Source organism: Microbacterium sp. SORGH_AS_0421 (genome assembly GCF_030818635.1).
Taxonomy (GTDB): Bacteria; Actinomycetota; Actinomycetes; order Actinomycetales; family Microbacteriaceae; genus Microbacterium.
Genome location: NZ_JAUTAO010000001.1, coordinates 2197699 through 2222862, shown reverse-complemented (window position 1 = coordinate 2222862; position 25164 = coordinate 2197699). Strand labels below are relative to the sequence as shown.

Sequence of the window (25164 nt, the reverse complement as noted above, 5' to 3'; positions counted from 1 at the left end):
CAGAAAGGGCGCGCCGACGAATCGGCCCGGAAATCCCGGCGACTGGCCACCAGTAGACGACCACCCGGCGATCCGACGGGGAGTCCACCACAGGGGACCAGCGTCTGCCGGCCTGCTCCGTGAGCTCATATGTAGTTGAGCCGATGCCAAGGCGGCATCCTGCCCCACCCTATCAGCGACCACCGTTCGGGGGTGGGCAGCACACGGGATCGTGCTCTAGCGTGACCTCATGGGCCTCATTCGTCGCATGAGTCACACGCTTCTCGCGTGCGTCGTCGTCGGCGCGGCCCTCGTGCCCTCTCCCGCCTCGGCGGGCGTCCGCACCGGCCATGCCCTCGCCGTCGTCGACGACAGCGCCGTGGCCCAGGTGAAGCAGGAATTGGATGCCGCGGAGGCCGATGCCGCAGCCGCGTCGCACCGTGCCGTCGATGCGTCGGCCGTCGCCGAGCAGACGCGCCTTCAGGCGGAACGGACCGCGGCGCGCGCGGCGGAGCTGACCGCGCAGAGCGCCTCGGCCGATGCCGCGGAGACCTCCAGTGCCGCCGCCGCGGGAGCGAGTGCCGCGCGGTTGTACCGAACCGTGGGCGGTGGCCCCCTCGTGGCGCAGCTCCTGACGGACGCCGATCCCGATTCGCTGCTCGAGCGGCTCGGCATCCTGGATCGTGTGTCCGAGGTCACGGCACGCACCGCGGGCCGGGCCCGCAGCGCGGCCGACGTCGCCACCTCTCTGCGCGAGCAAGCCGAGCAGGCCCGCGACGAAGCCGCGCGCCTGGCCGACGACGCGCGGACCACCGCCGCGACCGCGCAGAGCGACGCCGAGGCCGAGGCCGAGACCGTGCGGGCGGCGCAGGCACGCCTCGATGATCTGTACGCCCAGCTCGCGGCGTTGCGGGCGACCACCGCCGCGCAGGAACGCGCGGCGCGCGAGCAGGAGAAGGTGCAACGCGACGCGCAGCAGCCCGGCGGGTCGGCGGGAGGACCGGTGGCGGCTACCGGCGGCGGATCGGGCTCCGGCGGCGGGTCGACGGGTGGGTCCGGCGGGTCGAGCTCGTCCGGCGGCTCGGGCTCCGGCGGTTCGAGCTCCGGCGGTTCGGGGTCGAGCGGCGGGTCGGGCTCCGGCGGCTCGAGCCCGGGCGGCGGGTCCGGCGGCGGGTCGACCGCCCCGGCGGGGCCGGTCATGAGCCCCGGCGAAGCGCGCTCCGCGGCCCGCGGCGCGATCGGTCGCTACGGCTGGGGCGACGACCAGTTCTCGTGCCTCGTCTCGCTGTGGAACCGCGAGTCGAGCTGGCGGGTCGACGCCTACAACAGCGGCAGCGGCGCCTACGGCATCCCCCAGGCGCTCCCCGGCGACAAGATGGCCGCCTTCGGCCTGGACTGGCGCACGAACGCGAACACCCAGATCTCCTGGGGCCTGTCGTACATCAGCTCGCGATACGGATCCCCCTGCGGGGCGTGGGATCACTCTCAGCGCACCGGCTGGTACTGACGATCCGGGTCGAGCCCGCGCGAAACGCGAGAGAGCACACCAGCTCAGCGCGCATCGTCGTGCGACGTCGAGCCAATCGTGAGATCCCGAACGGAGGGCTCACACCGCGTCGGCGCGCTGGCGATCGCCGCGGGTCGGCAGCTCGACGAGGCCGGTGTGCTTGGCGACGATCCCGTCTCCCGCGGTGCGCCCGCGCAGGCGCCGCCACACCCACGGCAGCGCGTCGCGTGTGAGCCAGGTCCCTCGCGACCGCTCGGCGTCGTCGGCGTGCAGAGCCTCGTCGAGTCCGAGCAGCGCTCGCGCATCCGGCACGCCCAGCGCCTCCGCCGCCCGGTAGGCGACGAGGCGGTGCCCGGCCGAGCTGAGGTGCACGAGGTCGTCGGCCCACATCGACGCCTCACCGATCTCGCCCACCGCCTCGAGATCGAGCAGAATGGCGCCCTGCTCGGCGGCGATGCGGCGCACGTGCACGTTGTACGCGGCGAAACGCCGGGCGAAGATGCGCGCCGCGGGCCGGCGCGGGAGGAACGTCGTGACCAGCAGAACGTCGGCACCGCTGCGGCGGACCGCCCGCACCGCCGACTCGACCTCGGCCACCAGGGCCGGCAGCACCGGGGCGGGGCCGACGAGGTCGTTCGCCCCGATGAGGATTGACACGAGATCGGGTTTCAGCTCGAGCGCGGCCGGGATCTGCTCGTCGATGAGGTGTCGCACCCGCCGGCTGCGCACGGCGAGGTTCGCGTAGCGGAACGGCCCCTGATCCGTGGTGCCCGCGAGCAGTTCGGCGAGGCGGTCCGCCCACCCGCGGAACTGACCCGACGGCATGCGCGACGCGTCGCACAGACCCTCCGTGAGCGAATCGCCCAGGGCCACGAAGCGCGTCCACCGCCCTCGGGTTCGGGATGCCGTCGTGCCCGCCGGTCGTGGGCTCGTACGCCGCAGCAGACTGTCGTCGACGCGGCGCAGAGCCACGGCGTCGCGGTAGTGCTCGATCAGTGCCCCGGTCAGGGCCGACCATGTCCGCCCCTCGACCGAGTCGCGCGCCGCACGGGCGAAGGCGCGGCGCTTCGACTCGTCGCCGATGAGGTCCGCGACCCGGGTGCGCAGATCGTCGAGGTCGCCGGGCTTGTACAACCACCCGTCCACGCTCGAGCGCACGAGATCCAGCGGCCCGCCCACGCCGGTGGCGACCACCGGGACACCGCTCGAGAGCGCCTCCTGGATCGTCTGGCCGAACGTCTCGCTCTCGCCTGGATGCACGAACACGTCGAAGCCCGCGAGGGTCGATGCGAGCTCGGTGCCATCCAGGTGGCCCGTGAACACGGCATCCGGTATCGCCCTCTCCAGCGCCGGACGCGACGGTCCGTCCCCCACGATCACCAGGCGCGTATCGGGCAGGTCGGCAAGGGCGCGCAGGTCGTCGACCTGCTTTTCGGGGGCGAGGCGCCCGACATAGCCGATGATGCGCTCGCCGTTCGGCGCGATCCGCGCTCGCCACGCGTCGTCGCGGTGCTCGGGGGCGAAGCGCACGGCATCCACTCCCCTGCCCCACCGGCGGATGCGGTCGACGCCCAGCTCTTCGAGCTGGCGGGTCGAGGCCGACGACGGGGCGAGCGTCAGGGTCGCGCGGCGGTGCAGGCGCGAGACGTGGCCCGCGACGAGTGCCGTGGCGTGCGGGAGGCCGTACTTCTGGGAGTAGGCGACGACGTCGGTCTGATAGACGGCAACCGAGGGGATCTTGAGCGCGTCGGCCGCGGCGAGCCCCTGCCAGCCCAGCACGAAAGGGGATGCCAGATGCACGACGTCGGGATCGAAGTCGCGCAGCAGCGCGCCCAGGCGCGCCGCACGGGCGAACACCACGCGCACCTCGGGATAGGAGGGTAGCGGCACCGAGCGCAGCAGCTCGGTGCGGGCTCCGTGCAGGTCGGCGGTGACGTCGCCGGACTTGGGGGCGATGACCAGCGTCTCGTGCCCCGCCTCGGCGAGATGGCGCAGAACGTGGAGAACGGAACCGGTGACCCCGTTCATGTGCGGCAGGAAGGATTCGGCCAGCAGCGCGACTCTCACGTGACCAGGGTGGAGCGCATCCGCCTCCCGTGGGAGCGCGGAGGGGCCGACGTTCGCGATGTTCACCGGATGCTCCGCTCGGCGTCACCGCCGCGTCGGCGGGGCGTCTCGATCGGCGGCGGAGAGTGACGGAATGGACGGAGTCGACGCCTGGCTGCAGGCGATCGCGGCGAGCCCCTGGGCTCTACTCGGCATGGCTGCCCTCGTGTTCGCCGACGCGTTCCTGGTCGTCGTGCCGGGAGAGGCTGCGGTGACGGCATTCGGGGCGCTGGCCGTGTCGCACGGGACGCCGCCGTTGGCCGGGGTCATCGTCGTCGCGGGGCTCGCCGCCTTCGCGGGAGACGCCTGTTGCTACCTCGTGGGACGCACCGTCGGCGTCGAACGCTGGGCGTGGATGCGCGGACCCCGCGTGCGCGCGGCGCTCGAGTGGGCCCGAGCGCGCCTCGAGCGCAACGCCGCCGTGGTGCTGTTCACGGCGCGCTTCGTGCCCTTCGCCCGGCTCGCCGTCAACCTTGCTGCGGGCGCCGCGCGGGTGAATCCGGTGCGCTACCTCGGCGTCGCGGCGCTGGCGGCCCTGGCGTGGGCGGCGTACCAGGCGGTGGTCGGCGCGGTCGTGGCCGCGGTCGTCCCGGGCGGACCGGTGGTCGCGGTCATCGTGTCGATCGTCGTGGCGGTCGGGATCGGCGTGGGCATCGATCTCGTGCTGGCGCGGCGCGCGCGTCGCCGGTCGAGCGCGGAGGCGTGACGGCCGCGCCGGTGGGCGCGGATGCTCGGCGGGCGGGCGGACGGACCGGGACGAGGGAGGCACGCCCCACCCCGAACCCCTCGGCGTTCAGTCCGAGGAGACCGTGACGCCCGCGGCACGGAACGGGGCGAGCGTGCGTTCCAGCGGCGCCCACCCCCGCGGATCGAGCGGCACGAACACGGTGCGCGCGGCGCGCGCCGTCGCGCGATCGAGCTGGGCACGAAGATCGGCCGTCGCGGTCGACGGGTCTGCGCGCCCGACGAGGTCGACCGTCGCTTGACCATCGCTGACGATCACGAGGCGGCAGCGCTCGCGCGGCGCGTCTCCGAACTGCTCCAGAGCGCATCTGACGGCATCCGCGAGGGGCGTGCCGCCACCGCCCTGGGCGCTCGCGCGCTGAAGGGTCGCACGAGCGCGGGACGTGCGGGCGGTGCGCTGCTGCACCACACGCGAGAAGGATCCGGCCGCGAGCACGATGCTCACATCGCCCCGGTCCCGGTAGACGTGCGCGAGGGCGGCGTCCGCGACGCGGCGCGCGTGCGCGGCTCCGGCCGTTCCCATCGACGATGAGCCGTCGACCACGATCACCGTGTGCGATGCCGTGGGCTCGTTCCGCAGACGCCCGCGCAGGTCGTCGCGAGCGAGGGCGAGCTCACCCGTCGCGCCGGTCGTCGCGTGCCGGCGCAGAGCGCGTTGCAGCGTGGGGAGGATCGCGATGCGCCCGCCCGCCCTCTCCGGGGCGACGATGCGACCGGGCCGGCCCCGACCGCTACCTGCCCGCATCGCACCGCGACGGGCGCTCCGCCCCGCCCGCACCGTCGCTCGAACGACGGTGTCGCTCCGGGTGGGGTCGGCGAGCGCGACGGCACGGGCGGAGGGGTTCTCGCCGGGCTCGTGGGTCGCCACACCGGCTTCGGGCGCCCCGTCGGCCGATGCGGTGGCCGGCGCGGCGGCGGACGTCGGGGCACGCGGGTCGCCCGCCTCGCGGGGGCTCTCCCCGCCGTCATCGGCCGAGGGCTCCGCGGCGCAGACCTGCTCCGCCGCCTCGTCGGTCGCCGGATCCGCGTCCGCCGACGTGTCCTCTCCCCCACTGCCGGCCTCGGGCGCGGCGGCTTCACCCCCATCCGCGGACTGCTCCTCGCCCCCGCTCCCTTCCACCGCCGTCTCGTCCTCGCCGTCGGCGCTGTCGTCCCCCTCCGCGCCCACCGCCCACTCACCGGGCGGCTCAGCGGCATCCGTCCCGTTCGGCACCTCCGACGCGCCGTCCGTCCCTTCGACGTCGCCGTCGCCGCTCGCCCGCACCGCCCGCCCGTGGGGGACGGCGATCATCGCGCGCACGAGGGCGACGGGGTCGCCTTTCCATCCCTCCGAGACGAGGGTGGATGCCAGGACGCAGGCCGCGACGTCGATCGCTCCGTCGTGCACACCGTGCGTCGCCAGCACCCTGACGACACGACGCCACAGTCCCGCTTCATCCTCGCCCGCCGGCCTCCGCCCCGGCGCCACCCGTCCACCCACGTCGACGACGACGGTGCAGAGGCGGCGCACCGTGCGGGGCAGCGTCGTCCCCTCGGGGCACAGCGCGAGGACCCGGGCGGTCTTCGGGGGCGGCTCGTCCGCATCCGCTCGCCGAACGACCCGGGAGGCCTGCGGACGCACAGAGCGGAAGACCTGCTCGGCGCGCTGGGCGTCACCCGTCAGCGCGAGACCGAACGGGGCACCGGAGCGCCACGCCTCGATCACCGCGTGAGCAGCGGGCGCGAGAGGGATGTCTCCCGCGATCTCCGCTCGGAGCTCTGCCACCCCACCGTCGGCACGCGAGCCGGTCGCGGCGACGGGGCGATCGGGTGGTGCGACGCGCGTCTCAGGCAACGCGCCGCCCCAGCACCGCGGTCGCGGCGACCCGCACGCGGGCGGCGGCGACCGATACCGGCTCGAGGGCGGTGCGCGGCGTGCGGTGCTGCAGAGCGGGAACCGCCACGGCGGCGAGGTCGTGGACGGTGACCGCGGGGCGTCCCGCGAGCGCCGCGGCCGCCCGGGCGGCTCGCACGAGGACGAGCTCCGCGCGGTGCCCCACCGCTCCCGCGTCGACGCAGAGGCGGACGGCGGCCTCGAGCAGGTCGTCTTCGAGGTCGACGTCGGCGCACCGGTCACGAGCGAGGCGGATCCGCGCGGCGAGGCGTTCCTCCCGCTCGGCCCACTCCGCGAGGAACCCGTGCGGATCGCGCTCGAACGCCAAGCGTCGGCGCACGATCTCCCACCTCTGCTCGACGTCGCGGATCGTCGCGACCGGCGTCGACAGTCCGAAGCGGTCCTCCAACTGGGGGCGCAGCTCACCCTCTTCGGGATTGCCGCTGCCCACGAGCACGAACCGCGCGGGGTGCGTGTGACTCATACCGTCGCGCTCGACGGTGTTCACCCCCGAGGCGGCGACGTCGAGCAGCAGGTCGACGAGGTAGTCGTCGAGCAGGTTGACCTCGTCGATGTACAGGATGCCGCCGTGCGCCGCCGCGAGCAGGCCCGGTGCGTAGGCGACCTCACCGCGGAGCGCCCGGTCGATGTCGAGCGATCCGAGCACGCGGTCTTCGCTCGCGCCGAGCGGCAGATCGACGACCGGCATGTCGAGATCCTCACGCGCGAGCAGCTGAGCGAGCCCGCGCACGGTCGTCGACTTCCCCGTTCCGCGGTCGCCCAGCGCCAGCACGCCTCCCACTGCCGGATCGACGGCGCACAGCGTGAGAGCGTGTCGCAGATCGTCCTGACCGACGACGGCGGTGAAAGGGAAGACGGGTGAGGTCATGGCATCCATCATATTGAGAATGTTTCTCAATAAGTGGAACCTCGCGCCTCACACCAATGCGAGCGTGCGCTCCGCGGCGCTGACGAGCGCCCGCCCGTACGAGGGGCCGTGGCCCGCCGCGTGCACCGCGAGCGGATGCAGCTGATGGAGCGGCACACGGGCTCGCCATCCCTCCCGCAGGGGGTGTGCGTTGTCGTACGCGGCGAGGATGTCGTCGAGGAACGGGCACCCGAACAGCTCCAGCATCGCGAGGTCGGTCTCGCGATGCCCGCCGTGCGCCGCGGGGTCGATGAGCACCACGCCCTCCGCAGCCCAGAGCACGTTGCCCGCCCACAGGTCGCCATGCAGACGGGCAGGCGGCTCGTCGTCGTCGAAGGCGCCGTCGGCGATCAGGGCGCACGCCCGTCGGACGATTTCGGCACCGGATGCCGACAGGTTGCCCGCCGCGACCGCGATGGGCACGAACGGCTCGACGCGCTGAGCCGCGTAGAACGCGCCCCACGCGGATTCGGGACGCGCGGGTTGCGAGCGCCGACCGATGAAGATGTCCCCCTCCCATCCGGGCGGCGGTGAGCCGAAGGCATCGGCCCCGGCCGCATGGGTCGCGGCAAGCGCCGCCCCGAAGTCCGCCGCGGCCGCGCGAGTCGGCGCGGCCTCCGCGATGCGCTCGAGAGCGATCCGGTCCTCGCCGACGGCGACGACCCGCGCGAGGCGCGCTCCCCCGGCCGCCGCGAGCCATCGCAGCCCCGCAGCTTCGGCGGCGAAAAATCCGGCGGGCGCGTCGACGCGGGTCTTCACGAGCTGTTCCATCGCCCCAGTCTGTCGCGATGTCGGAGGTCACCGGCACGATGGAGGCATGAGCGACGGCTACGACCCGGACTTCCTCGGCATCCCCCTCCCGCTTCCCGCGCCCGCCGCGGCGACCACGCGGCTCGACTATCCGAGATTCTCGGTGCTGCTCGACGAACGGCGCCGATTCGCGGCGGTCACCGGCGTCGTGATCGACGGCGCGACCCTGCGCGAGCAACCGCGGACGGGCGAGTGGCGTCTCGACCCGCGCGTGCCCGACGACGCGCAGGCAGGGCCCGAGGTCTACAGCAGCAACGACCTCGACCGCGGTCACCTGGTGCGCCGCCGCGACCCCGGCTGGGGCTCCGCGGCCGAAGCTCGGGATGCCACCGAGGCCACGTTCTTCTACACGAACGCCGCCCCGCAAGCGGCCGGGTTCAACCAGTCGAAAGCACTGTGGCTCGGGCTCGAAGACCACGTCCTGGCCTACGCCGAGACCACCGATCAGCGGCTGGCGGTGTTCACGGCACCGGTGCTCGACGACGACGATCCACCGTACCGCGGCATCCGGGTGCCACTGCGGTTCTGGAAGATCGCGGCGTGGCGGCAGGGCGAGACGCTGGCCGCGGCCGGATTCGTGCTCGATCAGACCTCGCTCGTCGACACACGCCAGGGGCTGACGGTGCCGCCGCTCGGCGCGTTCCGCACGTTCCAGGCGCCGATCGCCGACATCGCGGCGGAGGCGGGCGTCGACGTCGGCGCCCTGGCCGCGGCCGACACGTTCGTCCGGCGCGGGCTGCGGCCGGTCGCGGCGCGGGAGTTGCGGAGCGTGCAGGAGATCGAGCTGTGAGGTCCGCGGTCGTCAGCCCACCCGCTCCGCGTGCAGCAACGTGTCGATCGCGGCGGAGCCGTGTCCGCCACGCAGCTCGGCATCCGCGGTCGTCCGGGTGATCCGCTCGCAGCGCTCGATGCGGAACCGGTCGTCGAGCGCACCGCGCAGCAGCTCCGGGGTGTACAGGATCGCGGGGTCAGACGGACCGTGACCACCCGCCGCGATGTTCTCGACGTCGTGGCCAATCACGACGAGCGTTCCCCCGGGCGCGACCCATTCCGCGATCCGCGCGACCGCGGCCGCGCTGTCGGGCAGGTGCAGGTAGCACGACACGACGAGGTCGACGGGTGTCGACGGCTCCCACTCGTGCACATCGGCATGGGTCCAGGTGACAGCGTCGCCGCCGGGTCGCGCCGCGGCGAGCGCGAGCCCCGCCGCCGAGAAGTCGATCCCGATGCAGCCCCAACCGCGTGCGGCGAGCCAGACGGCGGTACGTCCGTCGCCCGTCGCGACGTCGATGGCCGTTCCGGGACGAAGCGCGGAGACGATCTCGCGCACCACGGCGGGAGGCTCTGCGGCCCACACACCCCCGGCGGAAGCGCGGTATCGCTCGTCCCACTGCGTGGCATCCATTCGGGCTCCCTCTCCTCGACCCACCCTAGGCCGCGCGCGTCGCCCACCCGCGCCGGCCCAGCGCTCGGCACAACCTCAGCGATTCGCACATCCTCAGCCCCGACATCGCGATCGCGGCGGAGGATACGCAGATCACTGAGACAGTGCCTCCGACGCGGCGCCCGAGCCGCACGCACGACGGAGGATACGCAGATCTCTGAGACAGTGCCCCCGACGCGGCGCCCACGCCGCACGCACGACGGAGGATACGCAGATCACCGAGACAGTGCCCCCGACGCGGCGCCCACGCCGCACGCACGACGGAGGATACGCAGATCACCGAGACAGTGCCCCCGACGCGGCGCCCACGCCGCACGCACGACGGAGGATACGCAGATCACCGAGACAGTGCCCCCGACGCGGCGCCCACGCCGCACGCACGACGGAGGATACGCAGATCACCGAGACAGCGCCCCCGACGCGGCGCCCACGCCGCACGCACGACGGAGGATACGCAGATCACCGAGACAGTGCCCCCGACGCGGCGCCCACGCCGCACGCACGACGGAGGATACGCAGATCACCGAGACAGCGCCCCCGACGCGGCGCCCACGCCGCACGCACGACGGAGGATACGCAGATCACCGAGACAGTGCCCCCGACGCGGCGCCCACGCCGCACGCACGACGGAGGATACGCAGATCACCGAGACAGCGCCCCCGACGCGGCGCCCACGCCGCACGCACGACGGAGGATACGCAGATCACCGAGACAGCGCCTCGCACGCCGCACGCACGACGAAGCCCCGCCGCTCACGGGAGCGACGGGGCTTCGCCACGGGATCACTCCCCCGACAGACCACCCAGTAGGTGGCCGAACGACCGGCCCTCGCCGAGATACGACGAGGGGTCGAACGGATCGGCGTCGCGTACCGGCTCGCGGGCGGCGATGGCGTCCGCGAACTCCCGCGCACCGCGGTCGACGCGGGAGCCGAGCGGGGCCACCTCGTCGGCGTTCGCCCCCCAGTCACTCGAGGCGGCGAACACGCCGGTCGGCACGGGGTTGGCGTGCAGGTAGGTGAACAACGGGCGGATCGCGTAGTCGATCGCGAGGGAGTGCCGGGCGGTGCCGGCGTTCGCGCCGATCAGCACGGGCGTTCCGCTGAGAGCCTGGGGGTCGAGCACGTCGATGAACGACTTGAACAGCCCCGAGTAGCTCGTCGAGAAGATCGGCGTGACGGCGATGATGCCGTCGGCCGAAACGACCGTGTTGATCATCTGCTCGAGCGCCGGTGGCGCGAAGCCGGTGAGCAGGTTGTCGGTCAGGTCGTGGGCGTAGTCGCGCAGCTCGAATACGTCGCTCGTGGCGTCGATACCGCGCTCGCGGAGCTCGGCAAGGGCTGCGTGAGAGAGACGGTCGCCGAGCATGCGCGTCGACGAGGGCGTCGAGAGCCCCGCGGTGATGACCGCGATGCGGCGAGCGGCCATATCAGGCACCGACCTTCGTCGCGGCGGCACCGAACGCGCTGCCCGCGCGGGCGGCATCCTGGTATGGGCTGCCCGCGGTCAGGTTGTCTCCGCGGTTCGCGGCGGGAATGGCCTGGCGCGGGGCCGCACCGGCGTAGATCTTCTCGACCTGGTTGGCGTGCGTCGGTGCGTCGGGCACCTCGGCCGGGCGGTTCACCTGCAGTTCCTTGCGCAGCACCGGCACGACCTCGGAACCGAGGATGTCGAGCTGCTCGAGCACGGTCTTGGTGGGAAGACCCGCGTGGTCGATCAGGAAGAGCTGACGCTGGTAGTCGCCGAACGTCTCGCGCATCGCGGCGTAGCGGTCGATGATCTGCTGGGGCGAGCCGACGGTCAGCGGGGTCATCTCGCTGAAGTCCTCGAGGCTCGGGCCGTGGCCGTAGACCGGCGCGTTGTCGAAGTAGGGGCGGAACTCGCGCACCGCGTCCTGCGAGTTGGCGCGCATGAACACCTGGCCGCCGAGGCCGACGATCGCCTGCTGGGGTGTGCCGTGACCGTAGTGGGCGAAGCGTTCGCGGTAGAGCGTGATGAGGCGCTGGTAGTGCTCCTTGGGCCAGAAGATGTTGTTCGCGAAGAAGCCGTTGCCGTAGTACGCCGCCTGCTCGGCGATCTCGGGAGTACGGATCGAGCCGTGCCACACGAACGGGGGCACGCCGTCGAGCGGACGCGGGGTCGAGGTGAAGCCCTGCAGCGGGGTGCGGAACTTGCCCTCCCAGTCGACAACGTCCTCACGCCACAGCTTGTGCAGCAGGTCGTAGTTCTCGATGGTGAGGGGCAGCCCCTGACGGATGTCCTTGCCGAACCACGGGTAGACCGGGCCGGTGTTCCCGCGACCGAGCATGAGGTCGGCGCGACCGCCCGACACGTGCTGCAGCATCGCGAAGTCTTCGGCGATCTTCACCGGGTCGTTGGTGGTGATGAGCGTCGTCGAGGTCGTGAGGATGAGGCGCTCGGTCTGAGCCGCGATGTAGGCGAGCGTCGTCGTGGGCGACGACGACCAGAACGGCGGATTGTGGTGCTCGCCGAGGGCGAAGACGTCGAGGCCGACCTCTTCGGTGTGCTTGGCGATCGTGAGGGTGTCCTTGATGCGCTGAGCTTCGCTCGGCGTCTTGCCGGTCGTCGGGTCCTGGGTGATGTCGCTCACCGTCATGACACCGAACTGCATTCCGGGCCAGCTGCTCGTCTCACTCATGATGCGCCTCCTATTTGTATGCATCTGAATATACATGGTGAAACGTCTCGCGCCGATCTTTATTCCGCGAGCGGAAACGTCGAGCGGACCCTCGCAACCCGGCGGAGCACTCGGCGTCAGGAGCCGAGCAGCCCCGCCCCCACCGACGCCCCCGCGGCCGGAGCGGGAGGCACCGCCCACAGCCCCGAACCGACGTGGCGAACGTACTCGTTCATGGCATCCGTCGACAGAGCCTTCTGCACGGTGATGTAGCGCTGCGGGCTCTTCTGGAACGACAGGAAGAACAGCCCCGCATTCAGCCGCCCGAGGTCGGTCGTGCCGTCGACGAAGTTGTAGCCGCGGCGCAGGAGGCGGATGCCGCCGTTCATGTCCGGGTGCGCCAGCCGCACGTGACTGCGAGGGTCGATGGCCGGGGTTCCCGTCGAACCCATCGCCGCGAAGTCCGGCTCCGTGAACTCGTCTCCGCCCGACAGCGGCGCGCCCTTCGCCTTGTCGCGCCCGATCACGCGATCCTGCTCGGCCAGGCGCGTGCGGTCCCACGTCTCGATGAGCATCGAGATGCGACGCGCGACGAGGTACGACCCGCCCGCGAGCCACGCCGGGCCCTCGGATGCCGATACCCACACATTCTCGTCGAGGGCGGCCGCGTCGTCGGCGAGGATGTTGGCCGTTCCGTCCTTGAAGCCGAAGAGGTTTCGGGGAGTCGACTGCTCCGACGTGGTCTTCGACGTGCGACCGAATCCGAGCTGCGACCAGCGGATCGTGGCGCGCCCGAAGGCGATGCGGCTGAGATTGCGGATCGCGTGGACGGCCACCTGGGGGTCGTCGGCGCAGGCCTGGATGCAGAGGTCGCCGTCGGATCGCAGCGGGTCGAGGTCGTCGCCGAGGAAGGCCGGGAGTCGCTCGAGCCCGTCGGGTCGCTGACCTTCCAGGCCGAAGCGCGCATCGAACAGTGAGGGGCCGAAGCCGAAGGTGATCGTGAGGTTGCTCGCGGGAAGCCCGAGAGCCTCCCCCGTGTCGTCCGGCGGCGCCTCGGGAGATCCACCGACGGCTCCCGTGGCGGTGACCTCGAGCCCCTGCATCATGCGAGTGGCGGCGTAGGTCCAGTCCGACAGCAGCTCGGCGAGGTCGTCGCGGGTCGTGCGCGCCATCATGTCGTACGCCGCGAAGTGCAGGTGCTCCTGCACGGGCGTGGTGATCCCCGGCTGGTGGATGCCGGTCGGCGCCGCCGCGGCATCCATCACCGCCCGCTGCTGCTCGCGGCCGTACGCCGCCCCACCCACGAGTCCTGCGCCCGCGCCCACCACGAGCCCCGTGGCGCCGGCACCGAGGGCGAGGCCCATCAGTCCGCGGCGCGACAGGCCCGTGGCATCCGGCGCCTGCTGTTCTTCCTCGGTCACGCTCACTCCAGGATCGTCACCGTGAGCTGCGACAGCGGCTCGGCGAGGGCGTTGATGAGGTCGGTGAGCTGACGCTTGTCGGCCTCGGTGATCTGGCTGTAGGGGACGAAGCCGGCGTCGAGCGAGCCGTACTTGGCCAGCGCCGCCTCGAGGTCGGCGTAGCCGCCGTCGATGCGCGAGACCAGCGCGGTGCCCTTGTCGCCCTTCGAGTCGGCGAAATCGCGCACGAGCGAGAACGCCATCTTCGAACCCTCGACGTTCGCCGCGAAGTCGTTGAGATCGGTACCCGACCACCAGTCCTCTTCGCCGCTGATCTTGCCGGTGGCGACCTCGTCGAGCAGCGAGATCGCGCCGTTCGAGATGCCCGCCACCCCCTGCGTGGTCAGCGCCTGGGTGAACGCGTCGGAGTGGACGTAGTCGTACAGCTCCTGCGTGTCGGCGACGAGCTTGTCTGCGTGGGTCGCCCGCTCGGCCGGGGTCGAGGGAGCCCAGTTCTTCCACGCCGGGGTCTCGCCATCCGCGTTGAGCGCGTCCTTCGCGGGCACCCACAGGTCCTTCTCGATGCGGTGGAACCCGGTCCACTCGAGCCCCTCGGCCACGGCGTCGACCTCGCGGTAGTCGATGCGCGGGTCGAGGTCGCCCAGCGCTTCGGCGATCGGCTCGATGCGCTCGTAGAACGCCCGCACGCGCGGGAACTGCTCGCGCGCGGAAGCGTCGTCGCCCGATTCGTACGCGGCCGTGAAAGCCTTGACCGCGGGGATCAGCTGGCCGACCTGATCCTTCACGAACGCCGCGTAGAGGTCGACGGCCTGCTGCTTCTGCTCGGCATCCGGTCCGGTGACGGCCACCGCGTCGCCCGTGACGGAGAAGCTCGCCCGACCCACTCCGTCGCCGACCATCCCCGGCTTGCAGAGGGTGAAGTAGTCACCGGGCTGCGCGACGACCGTGAGGTTGCGCGAGGCGCCGGGGGCGATGTTCTCGACCTCGCCGACGATACGCAGACCATCGGATGCCAACAGGTAGAACTCCGTGACCTGATCGCTCTTGTTGCTGACGTCGAAAGCGACGGTGCCGCTGGGCGCGCTGGCCGACGACACCGCGCACCCGTCGTCGGTCGAGGTGACCGAGAGGGCTCCGGAGGCCGAGGCGTCGGACTTGGCGACGCAGCCGGAAAGGACGAGGGCGGCCGCGCCGGCCACGGCCGTGGCCGCGAGGAGGCGAGTCGAGTTCATGATGCTCCGTTCGGAAGGAGGGGTGGATGCCGCGGCGTCGGGCACGCGAGCGGCGTCGGGGGCTACGGGGCGGCGGTCGCCGCGTCGGGGGTCGGGGCGGGGGCGGGCGCGGCCTTGGCGGCTCCACGCGATCGGCGGTTGGCGCGGACGCCCCGCACGAAGAGGGGCACGACGACCGCTACGTAGGCGATCCACGCGAGAACCTGCAGCCAGGTCATCTGCGGCATGAAGCCGACCGTGGCCTGCAGCAGCGCGGCCAGAGGACCACCGGGGGCGATCGCCCCGGAGACGTCGAACGCCCAGCCGAAGGGGAAGCCCGCCCAGCCGGTCGCGACCGAACCCGTCGCTGCATCGACCGGGGCGCCGGCGCCGAAGGGACCGGGGAGCGCCCCGGCCTCCTGCAGGTCGTGGAAGGCGTAGGCGAGCACGCCCGCGGCCACCACGACGAGGAATCCGCCGGTCCACGTGAAGAAACGCGAGAGGTCGAGGCGCAGCATGCCGCGGGCGATGAGCCAGCCGAGCACGACGGCCGCGGCGAGACCGAGGAGAGCCCCGACGAGCGCCGTCGGGGCGTCGCCGAACGACTGGACCATGGACCACAGCAACAGCGTCGTCTCGACGCCCTCGCGCGCAACGGAGACGAACCCGATCGCGACGAGCGCCCAGACGCCGCCTCGCAGAGCCCTGTCGACACCCCCCTCGAGGCCGGCCTTGAGCGTGCGGCCGGCGCGCTGCATCCAGAAGATCATCCACGTCACCATGGCCACCGCCAGCAGCGAGAGGCCGCCGCCGAGCAGCTCCTGCGCCTCGAACGTGAGCATGTACGCACCGAAAGTGAACACCGCACCGATGGCGAGGGCGAGGGCGACGGCGAGACCGACACCCGCCCACAGGCGCGGCAGGGCGTCGCGCCGGTCGAGGCGCGTGAGGTAGGCGACGAGGATGCCGACGACGAGAGCGGCTTCGAGGCCTTCGCGAAGGCCGATGAGGAAGGTGGCGAGCACGGGCGGGTGTTCCGACTTTCGATTCTCGGGTGGGAGCCGCGGCGCTGCGGGTAGGTAAGGGAAGCCTCACCTGACCAGTACACATTACGCAATCCCCTGCCCCTCCGCACCCCGCCGGTCGGCGGGGATCGGCCCATTTCACCCGGCTCATCGATGTCGTCGGTAACCGTCGGCAACATTTCGGCGCGCACCGCAGAGACGACCTAACCTCGACGCATGTCCGACCTGAACCTCCCCGTGCTCGACCTGTCGCTCCTCGACCAGGGCCCGGATGCCGCCGCCCGCTTCCGCGAAGAGCTGCGCGCCGCGACCCACGACGTCGGCTTCTTCTACCTCACCGGCACCGGCGTGAGCCCCGACCTGGAGGCGCGCCTGCTCCAGGCGGCCACGGACTTCTTCGCGCTTCCCGAGGCCGAGAAGCTCTCGATCGAGAACGTCACGAGCCCGCACTTCCGCGGCTACACCCGCGTCGGCGGCGAGCGCACCCAGGGTCGCGTTGACTGGCGCGAACAGATCGACATCGGCCCCGAGCGCGACGCGATCGATGACCCCGACGGTCCGGGATACAACCGGCTCATCGGCCCGAACCTGTGGCCGTCGGCGCAGCCCGAGCTGAAAGACGTCGTCACCGAGTGGCACGACCACCTCACCGGCGTCGCCCGCAAGCTGCTGCGCGCGTGGGCGCTCGCCCTCGGCGCAGAGGAGCAGTACTTCGACCGCCACTTCGGCGACCCGCAGACCCTGATCAAGATCGTCCGCTACCCCGGCAAGGACGACCCGACGCCCCAGCAGGGTGTCGGTGCCCACAAGGACTCCGGCGTCCTCACCCTGCTCTGGGTCGAGCCCGGCAAGGGCGGCCTGCAGGTCGAGCGCGAGGGAGAGTGGGTCGATGCTCCCCCGGTCTCGGGCGCTTTCGTCGTCAACATCGGAGAGCTGCTCGAGTACGCCACGCAGGGGTACCTGCGCGCGACGAACCACCGCGTGATCTCGCCGCGGTTCCCCGACGAGCGCATCTCGGTGCCGTTCTTCTTCAACCCCGCCCTGGATGCGCGTCTGCCGATCATCGAGTTGCCGGCCGAGCTCGCCGCCGAGGCCCGCGGCGTCGAGGACGACCCCACGAACCCCATCCACGCCACCTACGGCGAGAACGCCCTCAAGTCACGACTGCGCGCCCACCCCGATGTGGCGGAGCGCTGGCACTCCGACCTGCTCGCCGCGCGCACGGCATCCTGACCCGTCCACCGCGTGGCCGCGGGTCGCTACCGCTCGCGTGGCCGCGGGTCGCAGGGCCACGCGGCCGCAGGGCCGCAGGACCCCAGGGCCACAGGGCCACAGGGCCACAGGGCCACAGGGCCACAGGGCCACAGGGCCACAGGGCCACAGGGCCACAGGGCCACAGGGCCACAGGGCCACAGGGCCACAGCTCCGCGCATAAACACCGTCGGCGCCCATAAACGCGTGCACATCGCGTTTATGGGCGCCGACCGCGTTTATGCGTGCGACCCGGTGCACGTGGCCGCACGACGCCGACGCATCGTGACGCGACGACGAGCACACGCCGCGAGGGCACGGCATCCGGGAATGACGAAGGCCGCCCCACACCGTGGGGCGGCCTTCCAAGAATGTTTTGCGCGATAGAACGCTGGTGCGATTAGCGACGCAGACCGAGACGCTCGATGAGCGAGCGGTAACGGTTGATGTCGACGTCCTGCAGGTAACCCAGCAGGCGGCGGCGCTGACCGACGAGCAGGAAGAGCCCACGGCGCGAGTGGTGGTCGTGCTTGTGGGTCTTGAGGTGCTCGGTGAGGTCCTTGATGCGCTGCGTCATCATCGCGACCTGCACCTCGGGGGATCCGGTGTCACCGGGGTGCGTCGCGTACTCTTCGATGATCGCCTTCTTGACGTCTGCTTCGAGTGCCATAGATGGGATCCCCTTCCTTCTCATTGCGCGGCGCCCGTCACACGATGTGCGAGCTCTCTTTATCCGCGGCCGATCGAACGGCAACCGCATGAGTCTACCAGCATCGGGATGCCGACACCGCACCGGTCCGCGGCGTCCGGTGTCGGAGGGCTGGCGTAGCCTCGATCCGTGAGTCAGACCGATCCCGCCGCTCCCCCGCGCCGAGGCGCGCTCGGTGCGTTCATCGATCTGCGTCCCCTCACGACCTCTCCGGCATTCGCACGGCTGTGGGTCGGGTCGACGCTCGCCGGACTCGGCGGCCAGCTGACGGTCGTCGCCGTCATGCTCCACGTGTTCGAACTCACCCAGAGCACTCTCGCGGTGTCGATGATCGCGGTCGCGGGGCTGCTCCCCATGATCGCGGCCGGGCTCTACGGCGGCATGCTCGCCGACGCCTTCGACCGGCGTACCGTCGCGCTGCTCGCCGCGGTGGTCACGTTCGCGTCGACGGCGTTGCTCGCCGTGCTCGCGTGGACGGGGCTCGAGACCGTGGCATGGCTCTTCGCCCTCAGCGTGATCAACTCCGCCGCGAACTCGATCGTCATGGCCACCAAATCGGCGATCACCCCGCGCCTCATCCCCCGCGATCTGCTGCCCGCCGCTGCGGCTCTGCAGGGCGTCACCGTGGGAGTCATGGTCATGGCGGGTCCGGCTCTGGCGGGTGTCCTCGTGGCGGTCGCGGGCTACGCCTGGACGTATTCGCTCGACGTGCTGCTGATGACCTCTTTGTTCCTCGGCCTGTGGTCACTGCCCAAGCTCCGCCCCGAGGGCGAGATCGTGCGCCCGGGGCTGGAGTCGTTCCGCGACGGCGTGCGTTTCCTGCGCCGCGCACCCAACATCCGCCTGCAGTACATCCTCGACATCATCGCGATGACCTTCGGCCAACCGGTCGCCCTGTTCCCCGCGATCGGCGCGGTGCTGCTCAGTGGTGGCGCGATCACCACCGGAATCCTCACCGCGGCGGTCGCCGCGGGCGCCTTCTTCTCGAGCCTGTTCTCGGGCCCGGTCGGCCGGGTGCGCCGGCAGGGGCTCGGCATCGAGCGTGCGATCCAGGTCTACGGTCTGTCCATCGGCCTCTTCGGGCTGGTGCTGCTCGCCGCCACCCTCGGGTGGCTGCGTCCCGCTCTCGTCGACGAGACCCTCGCCGCGGTCGCCCTCACCGCCCTTGCCGCGGTCGTGCTGGCGGTGTCGGGAGCCGCCGACAATGTCAGCGCGATCTACCGGTCGACCATGATGCAGGCGGCGGTTCCGGATGCCATGCGCGGTCGCCTGCAGGGCATCTTCATCGTCGTGGTGGCCGGTGGCCCCCGCGTCGGCGCCCTGTACGCCGGCACTCTGGCGACCCTCGCCGCCCTGTGGGTTCCACCCCTGTTCGGCGGGATCCTGATCCTGGCCCTCGTCGGAACGCTGGTGCGCCTCTCGCCGCGCTTCCGCCACTACGACGCCCTCGACCCCCAGCCCTGACCGGGCGCGAGGCGCAGCGACTGCCGACCGTCGGCGGATTACGGACGTCGCATCGGCGGAGCCCACTCGATGTCGCACCTCGGCCCTAGGGTCGGGATCGTGGCATCCACTTCTGCTCCCTCGCCCGTCTCGATCGCGGTGCAGTTCGTGCTCACCGGCGTCGTGTGGGGGTCGAGCTTCCTCTTCATCGCCGTGGCCCTGACCGGCATGACCCCGGCGCAGGTCGCCGGCGGGCGCCTGCTGTTCGGCGCCCTCGCCCTCGCGGCGATCGTGGCGATCCGCCGCGAGCGCCTTCCCCGCAGTCGACGCGTCTGGGGGCACCTGAGCGTGCTGTCGCTGAGCTTCTGCGTCGTTCCGTTCCTGCTGTTCGCGTGGGCCGAGCAGCACGTGTCGTCCGGCCTGGCGAGCATCTTCAACGCGACGACGCCGATCATGACCGCGATCATGGCGTGGGCGGTGTTCCGCGTCGAGAGCCTCAAGGTCGGCCAGCTGGTCGGCATCGCCGTGGGTATCGCGGGCGTGGTGGTGATCATCGCGCCGGGCGCCGCGGCCGATGTGGGCGACAGCACGATCGCGCAGATCGCTCTCCTGGGCGCGACGGCCTGCTACGGCTTCAGCCTCGCGTACATGCGCCGCTTCCTCGGCGACACCGGCCTCTCGGGCATCGCGTTCGCGTTTGGCTACATCGGCCCGGCGGCGGCGTTCATGGTGCTGCTCTCACCGTTCATCCTCGCCGAGCCGATGCAGCTGACCCTGCCGGTCGTCGGGAGCATCGTCGCCCTCGGGGTCCTCGGCACGGGCATCGCCTACGTCTGGAACCAGAACACGCTCCGCGCCTGGGGGCCCACCCGCGCCTCGACCGTGACGTACATCACGCCGGTGGTGGGGGTGGCTCTCGGCATCCTGGTGCTCGGTGAGCGCATCTCGTGGAACGAGCCCGTGGGCGCGGCGGTCGTGTTCGTGGGCATCCTCCTCGTCCAGCAGCGGATCCGCCTCTCGGGTCGAACCCGCTCCTGACGCTCCGCGAGAATTACCCCGCGGGAACGACGATGGCCCCGGATGCCGAGCACCCGGGGCCTTCGCGATGTTTCAGGTCCGCAGCGCGAGCTGCGGCGAGATCACGCCTGGAGCGCGAGCTGCAGGTCGAGCTCGATGGTGACGTCCTTGCCGACGAGCACGCCGCCGGTCTCGAGGGCGGCGTTCCAGGTGAGACCGAAGTCTTCGCGGTTGACGACCGTCTTCGCGGTGGCGCCGGCCTTGTAGTTGCCCCACGGGTCGGTGCCGAAGCCGCCGAAGTCGAGCGCGAAGGTGGCGGGCTTGCTGATGCCGCGGATGGTCAGGTTGCCGTCGACGAGGAAGTCGCCGTCCTCGACGCGAACGCCGGTGGAGCGGAAGTCCATCGTCGGGTAGGTCTCGACGTCGAAGAACTCGGCGGAGCGGAGGTGCTGGTCGCGGCCCTCGTCCTTGGTGTCGACCGAGGTGACGTCGACGGAGGCCTCGACGGTGGCCTCGAGGGGGTTCTCGGGAGCGACGATCGTGGCGCTCTTCATGCCGAAGGTGCCGCGGACCTTCGAGATCATCATGTGGCGCACCGAGAAGGTGACCTCGCTGTGCGACGGGTCGAGGACCCAGGTGCCCGCTTTGTAGCCGGGGATGTCGAGGGCGGTGGTGTCAGTCATGTCACTCCTAAAGGTCTGGGGAGCCGCATCGGCGTCCTGCCGGGGGTCAACTCCCATTCATACGAATGTATTCCACGATCGAGCGAAATAACGAACCCGAGGAGGCCGACGCCCCCTCGGGTTCGTGAACGTTCCGTGAAGAACGCCCGATCAACCGACCTTCAGCAGGTCGATGATGAAGATGAGGGTCTTGCCGCCCAGGAAGTGCCCACCGGCGGGTCCGTAGGCCAGGTGCGGCGGGATCACGAGCTCGCGGCGTCCGCCGACCTTCATGCCCGGGATACCGTCCTGCCACCCCTGGATCAGGCCTCGGAGCGGGAACTGGATGCTCTCGCCGCGACCCCAGGAGGAGTCGAACTCTTCACCCGACTCGTACTCGACACCGGCGTAGTGCACGGTGACCGTGTCGCCGGGCTTGGCCTCGTCGCCGTCGCCGACGATGATGTCGCGGATGACGAGGTCGGAGGGGGCGGGGCCGCTGGGAGCGTCGAACTCCGGCTTGGTGCGATCAGTCATGTCTCCATCCAAGCACGGCGAGCGCGCCCGCGAAGCCCCTGGACACGGAGCCGAGAAAAGACTCAGCGCCCGGTGCCGCGGCGATGCCTGCGTGTCTACCGGGCGCTGAGTTGGCCTACATCGATGGTGCCCCTGCCCCTCGACGGTGTCAAGACCCCGCCGCGGTGCCGGGTCAGGGGCCCAGGAGCGTCGCCCGCGCGGCCGTCGTCCGTTCGAGCAGATACCGCTCGGTGGCCGGGGCGTGCGGGTCGCGACCCGACAGGGTGCGCTGCCGCGCGGCGGCGAGAGCCGTGGCATCCGCGATGAAGCCCTTCATCACCGCCGAGCGGTCTCCGGGCAGCGTGCGCGACCAGGCCAGGGCCGAACGCCGCCCCGGGGCGGTGGCGAGCATGTCGACCTCTTGGGGGGTGAACCATCCCGCCGCGGCGTACTCGCCCAGCCGCGCACGGGTCAATCGCGACTCCTCGCGGCGGAGGGCCAGGATGCCGAGGATGAACAACACGAACAGCGGCACCTGCAGCGCGGCGTACAGCTCGAAGAAGTCGAAGAAGGTGGCGGAGCCGTTCCACAGGGCGTGCAGCACGATCGCACCGATGACTCCGGGGACCGCGTAACGCAGTGCCGCGCCGGTGCGCAGCCCCCGGCGCGCGGCCAGCCCGAAGGCGAACCCGGTGAGGCTCGTGAACATCACGTGAGCGAACGGCGAGAGCACGGCGCGCAGGAAGAACGTGCTCGCGACCTGCCCCGGGCCTCCCTCGAGGTAGCTGATGGCGAAGTACTGCACGTTCTCGGTGAGGGCGAAGCCGGCTCCGATGAGCGCACCGTAGACGATGCCGTCGACCGGGCCGTCGAACGCGCGGCGAGCGAGAGAGAAGACGAGGAGCACGCCCAGGCCCTTCGCGAGCTCTTCGACGATCGGCGCCTGGATGACGCTGCTGAATGCCGGCGGCTGCGAACCGACGACCAGCGTGACGACGAGGTCGACGCCGAGCGCGAGCGTGACCGAGGCGATGGCGCCCCAGGCGACGGCGAAGACCAGCAGGCGACGCGGCTCGGGCTCCCACCGATCGATGTAGCGCACGGCGAACCACACGATCACGAAGGGGATCGTGGCGAGCACGAGGCCGATGAACGACGCGGCGGTGCCGAGGAATCCGGTGAAGTAGCGGACCAACAGCGCGAGCAGCGGCACCAGGAGCACCGCCACGATCCACAGCGCCACGCCACCCCGGCGCGAGCGAGGCGGGGCTGCCGAGACGGCCGCCTGCGGAGCCGTCGAGATGCGGGGCGCATCGGCCGATCCGGGCTGCGACAGCGGCGAGGGATAGGTCATGCGCACAGCCTAGAGGCGGCCTCGGACACGGCATCCGGGGCTTGCGGACTCCCCCACCGGGCCCGGGCCGGTAGCGTGGAGGCATGCGTTTCGCCCACGTCCGTGCACAGGAGGGGGCGGAAGCCCCCCGTCTCGTCAGCGTCCAGGGCGAGGAGTTCTCGTTCGTGGACGAGTTCTTCGCCGGTGCCCCGAGCACCCTCGAGCAGCTGATCGCCGGCGGCGACGAGCTGCTGGGGCGCGTTCGCGATGCCGCGGCCGGCGCTTCGCGGCATCCGCTCTCCGGCATCCGATACGCCTCCGCGGTGCTCGCGCCGCCCTCGATCCTCGCGGTCGGGCTCAACTACGCGGCCCACTCGGGAGAGCTCGGACTCAAGACCGATGCCGGCCCCACCGTCTTCGTCCTCTGGCCGAACTCCCTCACCGCCCACGGCGAGACCACCTCGTGGCCGCGTTCGCTCAGCGAGGCCGTCGACTACGAGGCGGAGCTCGGCGTCATCATCGGCCGTCCGGGTCGTGACATCGCCGAGGAGGACGCCCTCGACCATGTCTGGGGGTACACGGTCGTCAACGACGTGACGGCGCGCAACATCCAGTTCTCCGAGGCGCAGTGGTCGCGCTGCAAGTCGTTCGACGGGTTCACCCCGACCGGCCCGTTCGTCGTGACCGCCGACGAGATCCCCGATCCGCAGGACCTCCACATCTGGACCGTCGTCGACGGGCACACGGTGCAGGATGCCAGCACCGGCCAGATGGTGCGCTCGGTGGCGACCCTCATCAACAAGCTGTCGGAGTCGGTGACCCTCCTGCCCGGCACCCTCATCTCCACCGGTAGTCCCGGGGGCGCCGGCTACTCTCGCGACCCGCAGATCTTCCTGCGCGACCGTTCGACCGTGACCGTCGGCATCGACGGCATCGGCGAGCTGACCACGCACTGCCGCATCCTCGGCTGACGTCGGGACGAACAGAAGGGCCGGGACGAACGCGTCCCGGCCCTTCGCTGTTCGCGGGGCTCAGCCCTCGACGACGCTGTCCGCCGCACGCACGATCGGAATCGCGGCCGTGACGGCCTGCAGGCCCGAGAGGCGCGCGGGCGAGATCTGCTTGAGCACCTCATCGCGCGTCATCAGCCCGGCCTCGACGACCAGGTCGGCGACGTTGCGGTGCGTGAGCAGCGCCGTCTTGGCCAGGGCCGCGGCGGCGGCGTAGCCGATGAACGGAGTGAGGGCGGTCACGACGCCGACGGAGGAGCCGACCATCGCGCCGAGCCGCTCGCGATTGGCCGTGATGCCGTCGACGCAGTTGACGCGAAGGGTCCACATGGCCTGACGCATCCAGGTGATCGACTGGTAGATGGAGTGGGCTATGACCGGCTCGAAGGCGTTGAGCTGCAGCTGACCGCTTTCGACGGCCATCGTCACCGTCATGTCGGCACCGACCACCGAGAAGGCGACCTGGTTCACGACCTCGGGGATGACCGGGTTGACCTTGCCGGGCATGATGCTCGAGCCCGCCTGGCGCGCGGGGAGGTTGATCTCGCCCAGGCCCGCCTGGGGACCGCTCGAGAGCAGGCGAAGATCGTTGCAGATCTTCGATAGCTTCACGGCGTTGCGCTTGAGCGACGACGAGAACGACATGAAGGCGCCCGTGTCGCTCGTGGACTCGACGAGGTCGGTCGCCGTCTCGAGGTCGAGGCCGGTGATCTCGCGCAGGTGCCGCAGCACCGCTCCCCCGTACCCCGCGTGGGCGGTGATGCCGGTGCCGATGGCGGTCGCGCCCATGTTGATCTCGTAGAGCAGGTAGGCGTTCTCGGTGAGGCGGCTGTAGTCCTCGCCGAGGGTCGTGGCGAAGCCGTGGAACTCCTGTCCGAGCGTCATCGGCACGGCATCCTGCAGCTGCGTACGCCCCACCTTCAGCACGTCATGGAACTCCTCGGACTTCGACAGGAACGACTGCCGCAGGAGCTTGAGCTCCTCGAGCAGGCTCTGAAGCGTGAGGGCGAGGCCGATCTTGATCGCCGTCGGATACACGTCATTGGTCGACTGACTGCGGTTCGTGTCGTCGATCGGCGAGAGGAAGGCGTAGTCGCCCTTCTCACGTCCCGCAAGCTCCAGGGCGATGTTGGTGATCACCTCGTTGGCGTTCATGTTGGTCGAGGTGCCGGCCCCGCCCTGGATGACGCCGACGGTGAACTCGTCGTGGAACTCACCGTCGATCACGCGCTGAGCGGCACGGTCGATGAGGTCGGCCTTGTCGTGATCGAGCACGCCGATCTCGCGGTTGGCGCGCGCCGACGCCTGTTTGACCATCGCGAGGGCGCGCACGAGGTCGGGATAGACCGAGATGGGACGCTTGGCGATCGGGAAGTTCTCGAGCGCTCGAGCCGTGTGGATCCCCCAATACGCGTCGGCGGGGATCTCGAGGGATCCGAGGGAGTCGGTCTCGGTACGGGTGCGCGTCATTGCGTCCAAAGCCATGTGGGAGTCCTCGTGGGTGTCATGGTGAAGAGGGGATGCCACGAGCCTAACGA

General features: G+C 71.2%; 22 protein-coding genes. 7 read left to right on the top strand and 15 right to left on the bottom strand.

Going from position 1 to position 25164, the window contains the following annotated elements; translation table 11 throughout:
* Positions 1-229: 229 nt before the first annotated feature.
* Positions 230-1486: a hypothetical protein gene (locus QE416_RS10545; protein WP_307315985.1), complete on the top strand. Its 1257-nt coding sequence runs from the start codon at positions 230-232 to the stop codon at positions 1484-1486.
* A 99-nt stretch (positions 1487-1585) separates the two neighbouring features.
* Here QE416_RS10545 and QE416_RS10540 read toward each other — a convergent pair whose 3' ends face one another.
* Positions 1586-3553, bottom strand: a complete 1968-nt coding sequence (locus QE416_RS10540) for a GDSL-type esterase/lipase family protein (RefSeq protein ID WP_307315984.1) — start codon at positions 3551-3553, stop codon at positions 1586-1588.
* Between the two features lie 133 nt (positions 3554-3686).
* Here QE416_RS10540 and QE416_RS10535 point away from each other — a divergent pair, with 133 nt between their 5' ends.
* On the top strand, positions 3687-4298 hold the full coding sequence (locus tag QE416_RS10535; RefSeq protein ID WP_307315983.1) for a DedA family protein: 612 nt from the start codon (positions 3687-3689) through the stop codon (positions 4296-4298).
* Between the two features lie 87 nt (positions 4299-4385).
* On the opposite strand, the gene QE416_RS10530 is transcribed toward QE416_RS10535, so the two are convergent.
* Genes QE416_RS10530 through QE416_RS10520 form a run of 3 tightly spaced genes read right to left on the bottom strand, consistent with a single transcriptional unit; the run spans position 4386 to position 7908 of the window.
* Positions 4386-6170: a VWA domain-containing protein gene (locus QE416_RS10530; protein WP_307315980.1), complete on the bottom strand. Its 1785-nt coding sequence runs from the start codon at positions 6168-6170 to the stop codon at positions 4386-4388.
* Positions 6163-7098: an ATP-binding protein gene (locus tag QE416_RS10525; RefSeq protein ID WP_267786610.1), complete on the bottom strand. Its 936-nt coding sequence runs from the start codon at positions 7096-7098 to the stop codon at positions 6163-6165. The genes QE416_RS10530 and QE416_RS10525 overlap by 8 nt, the downstream gene beginning before the upstream one ends.
* Positions 7099-7146: 48 nt before the next feature.
* Positions 7147-7908, bottom strand: a complete 762-nt coding sequence (locus QE416_RS10520) for a fructosamine kinase family protein (RefSeq protein WP_307315976.1) — start codon at positions 7906-7908, stop codon at positions 7147-7149.
* 46 nt (positions 7909-7954) lie between these two features.
* Between QE416_RS10520 and QE416_RS10515 the strand changes: the two genes are divergently transcribed.
* Positions 7955-8737, top strand: coding sequence for a DNA/RNA non-specific endonuclease (locus QE416_RS10515; protein WP_307315972.1), 783 nt, complete (start codon positions 7955-7957; stop codon positions 8735-8737).
* Positions 8738-8749: 12 nt separating this feature from the next.
* Here the strand turns inward: QE416_RS10515 and QE416_RS10510 are convergent, their stop codons facing one another.
* The 6 genes from QE416_RS10510 to efeU all read right to left on the bottom strand — a co-directional run bounded on the left by QE416_RS10510 (position 8750) and on the right by efeU (position 15685).
* Positions 8750-9352, bottom strand: a complete 603-nt coding sequence (locus QE416_RS10510; protein WP_307315969.1) for a bifunctional 2-polyprenyl-6-hydroxyphenol methylase/3-demethylubiquinol 3-O-methyltransferase UbiG — start codon at positions 9350-9352, stop codon at positions 8750-8752.
* Between the two features lie 821 nt (positions 9353-10173).
* Entirely contained in the window at positions 10174-10818 is a 645-nt protein-coding gene (locus tag QE416_RS10505) for a CE1759 family FMN reductase (RefSeq protein WP_210072650.1), read from the bottom strand.
* Position 10819: 1 nt separating this feature from the next.
* Positions 10820-12049 carry an LLM class flavin-dependent oxidoreductase gene (locus tag QE416_RS10500; protein WP_307315965.1) on the bottom strand — a complete coding sequence of 410 codons (1230 nt, stop codon included), beginning with the start codon at positions 12047-12049 and terminating at the stop codon, positions 10820-10822.
* A 116-nt stretch (positions 12050-12165) separates the two neighbouring features.
* Positions 12166-13455, bottom strand: a complete 1290-nt coding sequence (gene efeB, locus QE416_RS10495; RefSeq protein ID WP_210071905.1) for an iron uptake transporter deferrochelatase/peroxidase subunit — start codon at positions 13453-13455, stop codon at positions 12166-12168.
* Positions 13452-14681 carry an iron uptake system protein EfeO gene (gene efeO / locus QE416_RS10490; protein ID WP_307315961.1) on the bottom strand — a complete coding sequence of 410 codons (1230 nt, stop codon included), beginning with the start codon at positions 14679-14681 and terminating at the stop codon, positions 13452-13454. The genes efeB and efeO overlap by 4 nt, the downstream gene beginning before the upstream one ends.
* 62 nt (positions 14682-14743) lie before the next feature.
* Positions 14744-15685 (bottom strand): iron uptake transporter permease EfeU, encoded by a 942-nt coding sequence (efeU, locus tag QE416_RS10485; RefSeq protein WP_307315958.1) that lies wholly within the window; start codon positions 15683-15685, stop codon positions 14744-14746.
* A gap of 216 nt (positions 15686-15901) precedes the next feature.
* Here efeU and QE416_RS10480 point away from each other — a divergent pair, with 216 nt between their 5' ends.
* Positions 15902-16918 carry an isopenicillin N synthase family oxygenase gene (locus QE416_RS10480; RefSeq protein ID WP_307315955.1) on the top strand — a complete coding sequence of 339 codons (1017 nt, stop codon included), beginning with the start codon at positions 15902-15904 and terminating at the stop codon, positions 16916-16918.
* Positions 16919-17336: 418 nt separating this feature from the next.
* Here the strand turns inward: QE416_RS10480 and rpsO are convergent, their stop codons facing one another.
* Entirely contained in the window at positions 17337-17606 is a 270-nt protein-coding gene (rpsO, locus tag QE416_RS10475; RefSeq protein WP_056227311.1) for a 30S ribosomal protein S15, read from the bottom strand.
* A 168-nt stretch (positions 17607-17774) separates the two neighbouring features.
* On the opposite strand from rpsO, the gene QE416_RS10470 reads away from it, so the two are divergent.
* On the top strand, positions 17775-19109 hold the full coding sequence (locus tag QE416_RS10470; protein WP_307315951.1) for an MFS transporter: 1335 nt from the start codon (positions 17775-17777) through the stop codon (positions 19107-19109).
* Between the two features lie 99 nt (positions 19110-19208).
* Positions 19209-20126: a DMT family transporter gene (locus tag QE416_RS10465; protein ID WP_307315947.1), complete on the top strand. Its 918-nt coding sequence runs from the start codon at positions 19209-19211 to the stop codon at positions 20124-20126.
* 101 nt (positions 20127-20227) lie between these two features.
* On the opposite strand, the gene QE416_RS10460 is transcribed toward QE416_RS10465, so the two are convergent.
* The 3 genes from QE416_RS10460 to QE416_RS10450 form a co-directional block, all read right to left on the bottom strand.
* On the bottom strand, positions 20228-20788 hold the full coding sequence (locus QE416_RS10460; protein WP_210071910.1) for a YceI family protein: 561 nt from the start codon (positions 20786-20788) through the stop codon (positions 20228-20230).
* Between the two features lie 150 nt (positions 20789-20938).
* The gene (locus QE416_RS10455; protein WP_013583439.1) at positions 20939-21304 is read right to left on the bottom strand and encodes an FKBP-type peptidyl-prolyl cis-trans isomerase; all 366 of its coding nucleotides are present in this window, start codon (positions 21302-21304) and stop codon (positions 20939-20941) included.
* A gap of 172 nt (positions 21305-21476) precedes the next feature.
* Complete coding sequence (locus tag QE416_RS10450) at positions 21477-22637, bottom strand: PrsW family intramembrane metalloprotease (RefSeq protein ID WP_307315942.1); 1161 nt, start codon at positions 22635-22637, stop codon at positions 21477-21479.
* A gap of 83 nt (positions 22638-22720) precedes the next feature.
* Between QE416_RS10450 and QE416_RS10445 the strand changes: the two genes are divergently transcribed.
* Positions 22721-23587, top strand: a complete 867-nt coding sequence (locus QE416_RS10445) for a fumarylacetoacetate hydrolase family protein (RefSeq protein ID WP_267786599.1) — start codon at positions 22721-22723, stop codon at positions 23585-23587.
* Positions 23588-23647: 60 nt separating this feature from the next.
* Here the strand turns inward: QE416_RS10445 and QE416_RS10440 are convergent, their stop codons facing one another.
* Positions 23648-25111: an aspartate ammonia-lyase gene (locus QE416_RS10440; protein WP_210071913.1), complete on the bottom strand. Its 1464-nt coding sequence runs from the start codon at positions 25109-25111 to the stop codon at positions 23648-23650.
* Positions 25112-25164: the final 53 nt, after the last annotated feature.

Coding starts and splice junctions, on each gene's coding strand:
- QE416_RS10545 (WP_307315985.1), top strand. CDS start 230: ATGGGCCTCATTCGTCGCATGAGTCACACGCTTCTCGCGTGCGTCGTC.
- QE416_RS10535 (WP_307315983.1), top strand. CDS start 3,687: ATGGACGGAGTCGACGCCTGGCTGCAGGCGATCGCGGCGAGCCCCTGG.
- QE416_RS10525 (WP_267786610.1), bottom strand. CDS start 7,098: ATGACCTCACCCGTCTTCCCTTTCACCGCCGTCGTCGGTCAGGACGAT.
- QE416_RS10520 (WP_307315976.1), bottom strand. CDS start 7,908: ATGGAACAGCTCGTGAAGACCCGCGTCGACGCGCCCGCCGGATTTTTC.
- QE416_RS10515 (WP_307315972.1), top strand. CDS start 7,955: ATGAGCGACGGCTACGACCCGGACTTCCTCGGCATCCCCCTCCCGCTT.
- QE416_RS10510 (WP_307315969.1), bottom strand. CDS start 9,352: ATGGATGCCACGCAGTGGGACGAGCGATACCGCGCTTCCGCCGGGGGT.
- QE416_RS10505 (WP_210072650.1), bottom strand. CDS start 10,818: ATGGCCGCTCGCCGCATCGCGGTCATCACCGCGGGGCTCTCGACGCCC.
- QE416_RS10500 (WP_307315965.1), bottom strand. CDS start 12,049: ATGAGTGAGACGAGCAGCTGGCCCGGAATGCAGTTCGGTGTCATGACG.
- efeO (WP_307315961.1), bottom strand. CDS start 14,681: ATGAACTCGACTCGCCTCCTCGCGGCCACGGCCGTGGCCGGCGCGGCC.
- QE416_RS10480 (WP_307315955.1), top strand. CDS start 15,902: ATGTCCGACCTGAACCTCCCCGTGCTCGACCTGTCGCTCCTCGACCAG.
- rpsO (WP_056227311.1), bottom strand. CDS start 17,606: ATGGCACTCGAAGCAGACGTCAAGAAGGCGATCATCGAAGAGTACGCG.
- QE416_RS10460 (WP_210071910.1), bottom strand. CDS start 20,788: ATGACTGACACCACCGCCCTCGACATCCCCGGCTACAAAGCGGGCACC.
- QE416_RS10455 (WP_013583439.1), bottom strand. CDS start 21,304: ATGACTGATCGCACCAAGCCGGAGTTCGACGCTCCCAGCGGCCCCGCC.
- QE416_RS10450 (WP_307315942.1), bottom strand. CDS start 22,637: ATGACCTATCCCTCGCCGCTGTCGCAGCCCGGATCGGCCGATGCGCCC.
- QE416_RS10445 (WP_267786599.1), top strand. CDS start 22,721: ATGCGTTTCGCCCACGTCCGTGCACAGGAGGGGGCGGAAGCCCCCCGT.
- QE416_RS10440 (WP_210071913.1), bottom strand. CDS start 25,111: ATGGCTTTGGACGCAATGACGCGCACCCGTACCGAGACCGACTCCCTC.